The sequence below is a fragment of the Okeania sp. SIO3B5 genome (assembly GCF_010692555.1).
Classification (GTDB): Bacteria; Cyanobacteriota; Cyanobacteriia; order Cyanobacteriales; family Microcoleaceae; genus Okeania.
This window is the reverse complement of sequence record NZ_JAAHHG010000335.1, coordinates 1-10,985: the sequence shown is the minus strand read 5'-3', so window position 1 is coordinate 10,985 and position 10,985 is coordinate 1. Positions and strand designations below refer to the sequence as shown.

Sequence of the window (10,985 nt, the reverse complement as noted above, 5' to 3'; positions counted from 1 at the left end):
TTCAAGGTGCAAACGCTACAGTTAAGTAGCTATAGGTTTTTAGAGCGGTTGAATACCTTCCCGCTGTTTCCATAATAACACAAAGTCCCCCTAAAAGGGGGAGGCTTTAAACCCAATTTTTCGGTAAATATTTTTTTTAAAGGAGATTAGTGATGAAAAATAACAGCTTAAGCAAAAAAGAAGAAGAAAGAGCATTCGAGGTGTTGAAAACTTTGGCACCTGAGCTGTGGAGTAAATACGAAAACCTCAGATTACTAAACTCTATAAACACAAAAGAACATGGAGAAAAGGCAACAAAAGAGTTTGAGGTTGAGATAAAGAACAAAATAAAGTTCTCTATGTACCTCGCGCAACAGTTTTCTCAGGCTTTAGAAGAGTTGAAGGAACTTGATTGAGAAGAGTTTGTTTTTAGTAGTGATCGCCCACTAAGCAAATTTAGGGAGCAACGCTCCCTGAAACTAGAAGTTTTTTAAATCAATCTTGGCTTTATTCGCTAAACTTTTGAAGTTTTGATATTACTTCAAAATTTAACCTAGCACATTATTTTCGCGTATAACATATTTTTTTGCAATTATTTAGTGATTGCAGTTAAAATATGTTATACTAAAATAGCTAGAGGGATTAGGTTTCTCTAGCTACAAAAACAGCCAACACTACAGCACTCGCCAAAGTTTAGTAGTGTTGGCTAACTATTAGGATTATAGCATGAAAAAAGTCAGTTCTCAGCTTTCAATTTTTGACTTTCAGGACTCAAAGGTTCGTATTGTTTCTATTAATGGAGAACCTTGGTTCGTCGCCAAGGACTTGTGTAACACTTTAGGGCTTACTAATGTGTCTCAAACTTTAAGTAAACTAAGAGATAAGCAAAAGAGTTCTATCATTTTAAATGATGGAACTGAAGGAAACCCCACAACAGCAATAGTTTCAGAAGGCGGGATGTACCGATTAGTCCTCAAGTCTCGCAAGAAAAAAGCAGAAGAATTTCAAGAGTGGGTAGAAGAGGAGGTCTTGCCGACAATCCGTAAAACTGGGCGATATTATGTTGAGCAACCAGAAGTCTCGCAGAAAGTTCCGACAATAGGAGAAATTTTACAAACAATGGTGACGGCTTATCAGCATCATGAACAACGTTTGTTAGCTGTTGAAGAAGATAGCGTTGTGATAAAGCAACAACTAGCGGAGCAGCGAGAGACTCTTGAGAGTACAGTAATGTTAGCTGAAGCCAATGCCAATGAATTGCAGCGGTTTAAAAACGGGCATGGCTACTGGTACTCAATTGTCGGCTATATGGAAAAACATGGCTTGGGTTCTTGCTCAACCAAACAAGCAGCAGCATTAGGACGAAAAGCTGCTGCTCTTTGTAAACAAATGGGCATTGCACCGGAGAAGATTAACGACCCTCGGTTTGGGGCAATCAACACTTATCCAGAACATATCTTGGCCGAGATTATCTAGAAGTAGAAATTAACTTTGAGCGCCAATCGCTGATCAGGTAAAAATTAGGGAGCAAATCTCCCTAATTTTTTTGTTTTTCCAACTTCTAGAAAAAGGGTAACATGAAAAAGACCAATCCTGAAGACGAGACAGATAATATAGAAATTTATCTCAAGGATATAAAAAGGCGCGTTCATAATATATCTCGCAGTGCTGGCTGGATATCTTTTATGGTGACGACTTTATGGCTAGGACAAATTATTGTCGGTGTTGTGAATTTTATAAATTCAACTAACTCGTCTAATTAGCGATCGCCTACTAAGCAAAATTAGGGAGCATTGCTCCCTAATTTTTTTATTAAAAATCTACAATTTGCTTTGCTTGAGTCCTGGGGCTGGAACTGGGGCAGGTGGAACTGTAGGCGAGGATGAAGCCTTGGGAGTAGTTGGGACAGCAGGTGAATCAGTGGTTGATGAGGTTGCTAGAACTGGGGCAGGTGGAACTGTAGGCGAGGATGAAGCCTTGGGAGTAGCTGGGACGGCAGGTGAGTCAGTGGCTGATGGAGTTGTTGAAACTGATGGATTTGATTTTTTAGGAGTTATTGAATAATGTTTAATTCCTGTTTCAATCAACCTATCAACTACTTCATCACGACTAATCCCTTCTTTCTGTTTCACTGAAGTTATAGTTTCTAGACTTTTTTGACTAAGATTTAACGTTAACTGTGCCATCTACTTGATTATTGTGAATTTATCAATATTATACTTGCTCTAATTCAAATTTAATCAAAGTGCTGACGAGGATTGAACTCGCAATCTCCTGCGTGAAAGGCAGGTGGCTTTACCAATTTGCCTACAGCACCATTCTTTTGTGAATTTGCCAATATTATACTCAACCTAATTCTACTAATCCTTCAATCGACAAGTTTTTGCCATCTTTTTCTTCTCCATTGGTTCTTTTTACCCGTGAACCATTGTCTGTTTTTTCAAAATGATAGCCATGCTCGGCACTTAAATAATCAATAATATATGGGTGATGAGAAATTAATAATAGTTGCCTATTCTCTAAGCAATCAATTGCCAAAGATAGCCAAGGAATTATTTCTGATGATTCCAAAAATAATTCTGGCTTATTAATACATAATATACTTTCTTCCGGGGTGCAAAATATTAATGTATACAGGATTAATAAGGCTTGTTGACCCTTGGATAATGACTCAAGAGGATAATGTTGATTTAAGATTCTTGCCGATAAAAAGTCTTTATCAAGAGTTCCGTGAAAGCTTACGCATTCAAAATTGTTTATCACCTGTTTTAATTCTTCTTCTAGCCTTGGTATGTTATTTTTATAATGGCTAGCATAATTCCAGTTTTCATGTTCATATATCAAGTAATAGTACCAGTTGGCAAAGTCTTCATAAGTATCTTTGCCGTCTATGCCATTGCGGACATAGTGGTCAGTAATTGTTGAAGCTGGAATTGTATTCTGAGGGAGGAATATATTAGAAATTAATTCTAAAAATAAATCTTCATAGCAGCCTTTTTCGTAATAATTCAAACTAAATGTAGAGACTACTCCTTTGTTTTTATTGTCGATTAAAATACTCTTATCTATAAACAGTCGTTCGGTTTGTAATTGAAGGGCAATATTTATAATCAAAGCGTATGTATAAGTTTCCCCGGAACATTCTAAAGTCAGATAAAACCTTTGCTCTTCTGCATTTGACAGCTTGCTTCTTGTGCCCCAATCAAATAATTCTCTAATTTGATATATCCTTTTCTCATCTCCATTCACCCTACTCCCCAATATAAACTTTTGAAGCTTTTGGATGACTTCAAATACAGTTGATTTTCCTGTGCCATTTTTACCTGTCAGTAAGCTTGTTCGTGAAAAATCAATTGAGAATTGATTTAAGCATTTATAATTATCAATAAAGATTTTTTTTAGCATTGTTTTAGGGGGGATTAAATAGCCAATAAAAAAATAAAATTTATTGTACCTTTCAATAGTAACACAAGTCTTTGATGTTAAGCTAGGATAAGGAAATATAAATATTCTTCGAGGCAGCTAGGATTATTGTCTTGAAAAGCTAACTGTATTTTTTTGTAGATGTCATTAATGAACCAGCGCTTTAAAGTATCTGTTTTATATCTTACGTCTTGATAAAAACCATAAGTCAAAATGACTATATCATGCCTAGTTAAAGAATGGATTAAAGACTCATTAATCTGAATATACTCTTTGAGACGATTTTTGCAAAGATAGCTGAGCCTGGAAAGTTTTAATTTAGATATTTTCTCCTGCTTTAGTCTATAAATTCTTATTTGCTCCCTAAAATTATCGCTAGCAAATACCATACTTTCAAACAAAACTTTTTTACGGCCGTCAGGAAGAGGTAAATCAAAAACAACCCAAGTATTTTTATTGGTTTGTTTGATAGTTCCATGAATGCCTCCAGGGTAGTTAGCGAGTCTAACAATAGTGCCATTAGAAAGACTTTTCCCAAATTGCTTTTTTTCAGGTTTGATTAAAGAATGAGTATAGGATTTAAGTATTCTTTCAGGTTTGATTAAAGGATGAGTATAGGATTTAAGCATTATACTGGTAAGAGATAAAGTTGCGACGCGCACCTGTGTCTAGTAATATATCTAGTAACTACTAGGCACTGTCTAGTAAATTAGCGTCCTTGGCCGATTGGTTAGGCAACAAACTCATAATTTGTTTTTAGGTCGGTTCGATTCCGGCAGGGCGTATTTCTTTAAGCTGGTGTTTTCTCCAAGACAGGGCCTGGCATCAACTTCTCAATCCTCTTCTTGTGCCTGTACCAGCTTGATACGCTTATGTCCATGATTTTGCAAGATTCTTTTGTGGATTTCCCGTCTTGAATAAAATGAGCTACAGCTAATAATTTATCATCAGCAATTGGCTTCTTGCCTCCCCATTTCTTTCCAGAAGCACGGGCTGCTGCTATTCCAGCAGCTTGATTTTCCCTGATGATCTCTCTCTCAAATTCAGCAATACTTCCCAAAATCCCATATATCAATCTTCCCATTGCTGAATCTGTGTCGATTCCTTCAGTATGAGATTTTAGTTTAATCCCTCTATCTCGGAAGTCTTGAAGAAGTTCCAGTAGCCCGGAGGCAGATCTTCCTAGTCGGCTAAGTTTCCATATTTCTAAAGTATCTCCAGTTTTTAAAAACTTTAAGCACTCTTGAAGTTGTGGCCTTTGATTATTTTTTCCAGATTGTTTGTCTGTGAAAATTTTTTCACAATCCTGTAGGGCTTCAATCTGCAAATCTAAATTTTGAGATTCAGAGCTAACTCTTGCGTATCCAATTCGGCGGGTCATGTTAATACGGGAGGAAGAATGAGGTTTCCGTTATGTTTGGTTTTTCTCCAGCCAAAATTCAATCTTGAGTGTTCTAATTTGAGCAAGTTTGAGCTATACGGTGAAAGAGTTTGGCCTACCTCAATGCAATATAATTCACTGAGGAACATTTTCTGAAATCCCTAATCGGGCTTCCAGTACATCTGTAATAATTAGAAAGGTGGCGTTGGACCGTCTTGGTACAAACACCACGACGGTCTGCTACACCTTGCTGAGAAGCTCCGTAACTCAGGAATCCTTCTGAGACTCCTAGCTTACAACCAGAGCGCCAAAGTACCCGCGCCATTTTTGTCGCAGGGATGATTTCTTCTGGCAGTAAGGGTTTCGGAGCTAACTTTTTAGCTTTTGATACTTTTTTGATAAGTAATTTTTCTTGGATAGCAGCGATCGCTTCGCAGTGAGCTGCAAATTTTGATTGTTTCTGTAATTCCTGTAATTCTATTTCTGTAGCGAGTATTGTCAGTCGGTGGTTGCAGAAATCATCTAGACTAATTTCTGCTACAGGTCCGAAGTCTGTTAGGCCAGCGTCAGCAGCTAGTCTATGGCTACTGGTGTAAAATAACTTGACCCAGGTTCCTGACCCTAATATCTGACTTGTATCGTAATATCTCCACAATCCAGACTTTTTCCCCTGGCAGAGCCAACCTTTTAAAGTCTGGACTGAAAAATTGAGCGATTTAGCAGCAGACTGCAAACTAAATATTGCTTGCCCACTTCCCTCTTTGTCTAGATGCCTGGCGTACAACCAGAGGGCAAGAGGATTTTTATAGTGCTGGAATAGTCGCGATGGAAATAATATTCCTTCGGGTTTGTAATGGTGATTCTGATTCCCAAGTGCTGGAACTTTATTTTTAAGTGTTGGAACTGGAACAATTTGCCTCAGTTCCTCGTAGCTATAAACTTTTTCCGACTGACTAATTATGGTGGCTTTGGCATCAGATTCTGGATGGGCAAAACCTGGCAACCTCATCAACCGAGCGGGATTTTTGTTTTTACGATCTGCTTGACTGAATTCTAGTAGATGCGCCTGTAATTCTTTCCATTGCTCAATCTCAATTGGCTGAGAGAAAACCCAGTAATTATGAATTGATTTTCCACCAGTATCTACTTGTATAGTTGGCTGGGGCAGACACAATTTTTTCCAAAGGTCGAGCTGTTCATCCTTGGAAATATTATCGTGTTCGTAGAATATAGCCCTGCCTTGGGCAACTTCTTTGTCCTCGTACCCTCCTCCATTAACAACTACATAGACATTGCGTTGATTTTTTTCCCATTCAATTAACTCCCCCCACTCTTCCCCCAGCATATAATCTGCCTTATAGGCGCGACGATTCTTGATGCCTCTGAAATAAAGGCGATCGCTTTCCGTATATCCTAATTTTTTTAAAAAGTTTTTAGCTTGGATATTCATAGGGAGTAGGGGAGTAGGGGAGTAGGGGAGTAGGGGGAGTGGAGGCTAATCTTTGGGCAGGCTATCTTCTTAGATGTCTAAGCTTTTCCTGCATACTTACTGCGAGTAACAACTCTAAATTCCCCAAGCTTGACGATAAAAATTTTTTCTCGCCATCTTTTATATTTGTACTTATGACCATTTATCATTTTATAGTCGTACCACCAGGCAGTAGATTTCTCTGTCTCTGATAGATTTTCTGGTAAAGAACTAGGTTTATAATTTTTTTTGGCCTTTAAGATGTCAATCACTTCATCTATCTGAGAGACAGAGAGGCGATCGCTGATTTGGCTAACTTTCTCTAATACTTTTGAAGTTGGCAAATATTCCGATTCATTATTTTTCTTGCTTCTGAGAATCGCGATCGCTTCATCTATCTGAGAGACAGAGAGGCGATCGCTGACTTGGCTGATTTTCTCTAATACTCTGTTCATTTTTCTGCCTGGTTTATGTCATTAAAGATTTCTAAAGCAGAGCGTTTTTCTACTTTTGATAAAAGTCGCAGCAATATTTGTATTGCATTTTCATACTCATACAAATCTTCGGTAGGCAAAAAACATAAATGTCTTTCTACTGCATCGAAATAAGAGAAAATATATCCAATTTTTCTTTGCCTATCAACTCCTTTTGAAGGTATTTTATATTTCCCCTGGAGAATCCAGTTCTTTTCCTGTAAATAACATCTTATTTGATGAGGTCTTAAAAGGCTTGAGTCTCCAATGTCTACGCCTTCTTAATAAGGATATAATTAGAGCTTGGCAAGGCTATGATATCCACTTCTCCATCGCTACAATTGTTATAAAAATACTGCCAAAGAAGTGTATCTGCTATATCTTTAAAAAGTAAAGCTTTTCTCCATGCAGTAGAGAGCGAATCAAGGCTGTCTACTAACCCAAAGCTTGCCGGATTTGTTAGGAGGGAATGCCGAGCTTCTATTACTCTTTGTTTGTACTCACTCCTCGTGAATTTCATCCATTCTTCATCAGGAAGAGCGCAGCCTTCTGTCCTTTGTAACTCTCTAGCTTTCAGTATTTTTCCGCCGGACATAATTTACCTCCTCTCCCTACTCTCTAAGTATTTTTTCTTGCATCATTTCTCGACCGAGATATAATTTCATGGCAATATAATTTTGGTCAAATAATTTCTCCGAAACTCCTGAATCTATGGCATTGTTCATATAAGAAGTGACCATCGTATTCAACGTGAACTTGTACTTTTCATTCACAGGAATACCAGACTCTCTCAATACCATTATTTTTGTCTCAGGATAGTAGTTCCTCTTTATTCTCGTGAAGGCTATAATTCTTATTTCTTCTTCATGTATTTTTGCTGTATGGATACTATAGAAGGTAGGCTTGAATCCTATTAAGTCATAAAAATCTCTATTGGTTGTAGGTATCGTACCTGGAGAACTTTCAAGCCTGATGAAATCCAATATTTCTTCATGCCAGAAGATTAAATCTCCTAAGTTTGTAAGGGTGACTGGTACTTGTTTTAGTGGCATTGTTATTCTCCTATCACTTGTAATTGTCTCATTCTATTTGTTGCGTGTTTAGCCGCCGAAGATAACTTGAGGGAATTGAAAACCCTGTTGTAATTTTCAATCTCTTTAACTATTTTGTCGCAATTGTGGCTTGCGATTTTCTCGGTTTTCTTGAACACAAATTCTAGAAACTCTTCAACAGAAATATTATGTTCAACACAAAAACAATTTCCAATAGTTCTATCTATTGATGGTAGAGGTGCTGCAACATAATCCATCCCTCCATCAATAGGGTCTGCTAATTTAAAAGAGTAAATGATATCTCCTAATCTCTTTCTCTCAAAGCTTTCCTTTAGCTCAATTTTTGTCATCCCCATAAACACAGAGTTTTCTTGTATTTCTGGGAGAGTTGCAACCAACCATTTTTCATCTTTAATTGACTCAAAAAGGGAATCGGGAATTTCTCCGCAAAAACTATGTCTTACTGATACTTTTCTTTGCCAATTAAAGCTTTTAATTGTTTCGATTAAATTCATCTACCAGCTCCTTTCTATATAGTGATTCTTCTTTTGTCTTCAAGCTCCACATTTGATGAAGGGTGTATTTAGCTTGGTCGGATAAATCGTTTAGCAAACCTTGTTTCAGGCTTGAGATTTCTTCGCTTACTGAACGATAATTTTTAGATGTCAATCTCTTAGCTTTTTCAAATATATGATCGACTAATGTACGATAAGAAATTTTGTGAAGCCGTCGAAACGATTCAGCTACATCTAAACTTATTGTGGGAGCAAAAATAGCAACAAAGTCTAATTTTCCTTCTTCAAGAGGTCCCAACAATCTAGCAGCACAAATAGCATCCCCAAATACTTTTCCTCTGAGTTGAATTTCTGCTACTTGCGTAAAGACAGCTTTTTCCACTACAACTTTGAACTGATTTTTCATCCATTCAGGATTGTTGATATTTTCCAGGTAAGAAGGGGGGATTTTTCCATAGAATTTAGATTCTATAGAAACTTGGTTATGCCAATCTAGGGTTTTAATTGTTTTGATTATGTCCATTATTTTTCTCCCCCAGAATAAGAAATTGAATGAATACTATTCTCTTCCATCTCTTCTTCATCCATATAATCTATTGTCATTACTCTTGAGGCTAATTCTTGCAATCTATCTGCGACTAACTCTCTGTCAAGCTGTCCGCAACGCTTGTCAAATTCAACTCCTGAATAATCTAATGTTTCAATAATGTTCATGACCATTTCAACAGCAGTAATATAGTCTTTACTGGAAAAGTCAAAGCCAAAGTCAAGGTTGCCATGTTTGTTTTCAATGCCACCTCGTTCTGTTTGATACTCCCAAACATTTTTCAATAGTGTTATTTGGGCAACAAAATCAGCGTCTCTTGAGTCTTTGACTTCTGTTGAAATATGCAGGTTGAATTGAGGGTTTGATTTTTTTTTTGGGGGTTTTTGATTTACTATGTATGGCATTGGTTTAAGTTGAACTCCTTCCTAAGTAACTACTGACAGATGTGTCTGTGATTTTCTTGTGCGCTGTCGCTAGGGAAAAAGAGCTGCTTCAGTCTCTGCCCAGCAGGAGCGCCTAATGAAAGGCATAGAAGGTTGTTTGATGAATTGAAGTTTTCTTTTAGGTAGCTCAACCCAGCATATAATCCCGTAGTATCTAAGCCATATTTGCTGAACCTTATGTAGATATAGCTATCGCTTTTCTCTACTTCTTTAATCTCTCTGATGGGTATAGAGTAGGTACGTTCTGCGAGTACGAAACAAATGAATGTTTCTCTACCAACTTCTGTCAAATATATGCTTTGTAGTTCCATCAGTGTTTCCATAACTAAATTTTTTCTAATTTGACTTTCTGGGGGCTGATTTCCTGTGTATGGCAATGGTATTGGTTTAAGTTAATTAGATTAAGTTTTCTGGGCAGATTAATGAAAAAAGATTGCTGTCAGAGCTTCCCCAACATCAGAATCTAGTGGGAAACATAAAAGATTACTCCCAGGGTCAGTCGGGTCTTTTTCTAAGGGCAGATCAGTATATAGATCCATAGTGTTTAGAAAATCTTCGTCGCTGAATTTTATGTAAATATTTTTAGGCTCGATCCTGGTATAATCTACTCTCTTAATCCTTGTGACAGGTAGAGAAAAAACACGGCCGGGAGAGAAAAAATAAATAAATGTTTCCTTTCCAACTTTTGTTGTTCCTATGTGTTGAATTTCTGATTTCATAACTAAATTTCTCCAATAAAAATACCGACCACCCTAACGAGTGTCGGTTTTTAATTATTTACTTTCCTCCATTGCGGATGTTTCAGATGCTTCAGATACAGATGCACTTAGAACCCGTATGATTCTATTCAAATCTTCTCTCAACTCTGATTGACTCTCGGTTAAAAGTAGACGCTGCTGTTCAATGTCACGGGCGAACTGTTCGTTGTCAACTAGCCGTTGCTGTAGCCCCTCTCTTTGTGCGATTGTGTATTCTTTGTATGCTTCCTCTAAGGAAGCTAATCTTTTTTCGTTTAGTTCAAGACGGCTTGCTAGTTTTTTAATATCTCCAAGCATTGCTGCTGGGACAATACTTCCTCCTGTTGAAGATTGGCTGGCAAGTTCATCTCTTGCCTCACCATTTGTTCCAAGTATTCGGAGCGACTGAGATTTCCCCTCTTCCTTACTTGGTCCACATAATTCATTACGGTCCTCGTTAGAGATACCCCAGTTTTCACCTTGGGCTCTCCGTATTCGTGATGTGCTGTCTTCATCTTTATTACTGGTTTTGACAGTCATTGTAACACCATCCATCTGCCTGTCCACTTATTTATTGAGTTACTATCTTGACATCATATTTGCATTGAGTTACTATATCAATCATACACAGAAAAAAAAGTTAGGAGGTAATTAACCGAAAGCATGGCATACCTAAATTTCAAGATGATTGACTATTGGTTGATTAAGCTGAATTTCCCAATAAAAATACCGACCACCCTAACGAGTGTCGGTTTTTAAGTTGCTTATTCGTGATGCTGATGCTGGGGAGACCCTAATATTTCTTGCTCTAATGCAGCAAGTCTTTCTTCAAATTTTTGAGTGAACTGTTTATTTTCATCTAATCTTTGTTCTAGTCGGCCACGATGCTCCCCTACGTATTCATAAAAAACTTCTTTCAACAGTTCCAACTGGCTCGCTAGTTTTTTAGTACGGACTCCTACTCCGA

The 10,985-nt window shown here is 37.5% G+C and carries 17 protein-coding genes, 2 tRNA genes and 1 pseudogene; 4 read left to right on the top strand and 16 right to left on the bottom strand.

The genetic code is table 11. The features are described 5' to 3' along the window. The first annotated feature begins 152 nt into the window (after nucleotides 1–152). From F6K54_RS30845 to F6K54_RS30835, 3 genes are all read left to right on the top strand, one after another. Entirely contained in the window at nucleotides 153–395 is a 243-nt protein-coding gene (locus tag F6K54_RS30845; RefSeq protein ID WP_293086410.1) for a hypothetical protein, read from the top strand. Nucleotides 396–705: 310 nt separating this feature from the next. Continuing rightward, on the top strand, nucleotides 706–1,455 hold the full coding sequence (locus tag F6K54_RS30840; RefSeq protein WP_293086407.1) for a BRO family protein: 750 nt from the start codon (nucleotides 706–708) through the stop codon (nucleotides 1,453–1,455). 360 nt (nucleotides 1,456–1,815) lie between these two features. Next, complete coding sequence (locus F6K54_RS30835; protein WP_293086404.1) at nucleotides 1,816–2,043, top strand: hypothetical protein; 228 nt, start codon at nucleotides 1,816–1,818, stop codon at nucleotides 2,041–2,043. Nucleotides 2,044–2,222: 179 nt separating this feature from the next. Here the strand turns inward: F6K54_RS30835 and F6K54_RS30830 are convergent. From F6K54_RS30830 to F6K54_RS30820, 3 genes are all read right to left on the bottom strand, one after another. Continuing rightward, nucleotides 2,223–2,296, bottom strand: a tRNA-Glu gene (locus tag F6K54_RS30830). 29 nt (nucleotides 2,297–2,325) lie between these two features. Next, complete coding sequence (locus F6K54_RS30825; RefSeq protein ID WP_293086401.1) at nucleotides 2,326–3,384, bottom strand: AAA family ATPase; 1,059 nt, start codon at nucleotides 3,382–3,384, stop codon at nucleotides 2,326–2,328. Between the two features lie 77 nt (nucleotides 3,385–3,461). Further along, nucleotides 3,462–4,031: a hypothetical protein gene (locus tag F6K54_RS30820; protein ID WP_293086399.1), complete on the bottom strand. Its 570-nt coding sequence runs from the start codon at nucleotides 4,029–4,031 to the stop codon at nucleotides 3,462–3,464. 83 nt (nucleotides 4,032–4,114) lie between these two features. Between F6K54_RS30820 and F6K54_RS30815 the strand changes: the two genes are divergently transcribed. Then, nucleotides 4,115–4,187 (top strand) — tRNA-Met (locus tag F6K54_RS30815). 5 nt (nucleotides 4,188–4,192) lie between these two features. On the opposite strand, the gene F6K54_RS30810 is transcribed toward F6K54_RS30815, so the two are convergent. The 13 genes and pseudogenes from F6K54_RS30810 to F6K54_RS30750 all read right to left on the bottom strand — a co-directional run. Beyond that, complete coding sequence (locus F6K54_RS30810) at nucleotides 4,193–4,783, bottom strand: recombinase family protein (protein WP_293086396.1); 591 nt, start codon at nucleotides 4,781–4,783, stop codon at nucleotides 4,193–4,195. Nucleotides 4,784–4,898: 115 nt separating this feature from the next. Then, nucleotides 4,899–6,233, bottom strand: a complete 1,335-nt coding sequence (locus tag F6K54_RS30805; RefSeq protein WP_293086394.1) for a hypothetical protein — start codon at nucleotides 6,231–6,233, stop codon at nucleotides 4,899–4,901. A 77-nt stretch (nucleotides 6,234–6,310) separates the two neighbouring features. Beyond that, entirely contained in the window at nucleotides 6,311–6,706 is a 396-nt protein-coding gene (locus F6K54_RS30800; RefSeq protein WP_293086391.1) for a hypothetical protein, read from the bottom strand. Next, nucleotides 6,703–6,825, bottom strand: a complete 123-nt coding sequence (locus F6K54_RS30795) for a hypothetical protein (RefSeq protein ID WP_293086388.1) — start codon at nucleotides 6,823–6,825, stop codon at nucleotides 6,703–6,705. Before F6K54_RS30795 ends, F6K54_RS30800 begins: the two co-directional genes overlap by 4 nt. 170 nt (nucleotides 6,826–6,995) lie before the next feature. Further along, nucleotides 6,996–7,319 (bottom strand): hypothetical protein, encoded by a 324-nt coding sequence (locus F6K54_RS30790; protein ID WP_293086385.1) that lies wholly within the window; start codon nucleotides 7,317–7,319, stop codon nucleotides 6,996–6,998. Nucleotides 7,320–7,335: 16 nt separating this feature from the next. Further along, nucleotides 7,336–7,776 (bottom strand): hypothetical protein, encoded by a 441-nt coding sequence (locus F6K54_RS30785; protein ID WP_293086383.1) that lies wholly within the window; start codon nucleotides 7,774–7,776, stop codon nucleotides 7,336–7,338. A 2-nt stretch (nucleotides 7,777–7,778) separates the two neighbouring features. Then, nucleotides 7,779–8,291: a hypothetical protein gene (locus F6K54_RS30780; RefSeq protein WP_293086380.1), complete on the bottom strand. Its 513-nt coding sequence runs from the start codon at nucleotides 8,289–8,291 to the stop codon at nucleotides 7,779–7,781. Continuing rightward, nucleotides 8,269–8,814, bottom strand: a complete 546-nt coding sequence (locus tag F6K54_RS30775) for a hypothetical protein (RefSeq protein WP_293086378.1) — start codon at nucleotides 8,812–8,814, stop codon at nucleotides 8,269–8,271. The genes F6K54_RS30780 and F6K54_RS30775 overlap by 23 nt, the downstream gene beginning before the upstream one ends. Continuing rightward, a complete protein-coding gene (locus F6K54_RS30770; RefSeq protein ID WP_293086375.1) occupies nucleotides 8,814–9,242 on the bottom strand; it encodes a hypothetical protein in 429 nt (142 codons plus the stop codon). Before F6K54_RS30770 ends, F6K54_RS30775 begins: the two co-directional genes overlap by 1 nt. A 29-nt stretch (nucleotides 9,243–9,271) precedes the next feature. Continuing rightward, nucleotides 9,272–9,658: a hypothetical protein gene (locus F6K54_RS30765; RefSeq protein ID WP_293086372.1), complete on the bottom strand. Its 387-nt coding sequence runs from the start codon at nucleotides 9,656–9,658 to the stop codon at nucleotides 9,272–9,274. Nucleotides 9,659–9,700: 42 nt separating this feature from the next. Beyond that, nucleotides 9,701–10,000, bottom strand: coding sequence for a hypothetical protein (locus F6K54_RS30760; RefSeq protein ID WP_293086369.1), 300 nt, complete (start codon nucleotides 9,998–10,000; stop codon nucleotides 9,701–9,703). A gap of 54 nt (nucleotides 10,001–10,054) precedes the next feature. Then, nucleotides 10,055–10,573, bottom strand: coding sequence for a hypothetical protein (locus tag F6K54_RS30755; RefSeq protein WP_293086367.1), 519 nt, complete (start codon nucleotides 10,571–10,573; stop codon nucleotides 10,055–10,057). 209 nt (nucleotides 10,574–10,782) lie between these two features. Further along, nucleotides 10,783–10,985: pseudogene (locus F6K54_RS30750) on the bottom strand (hypothetical protein); the annotation flags it as partial.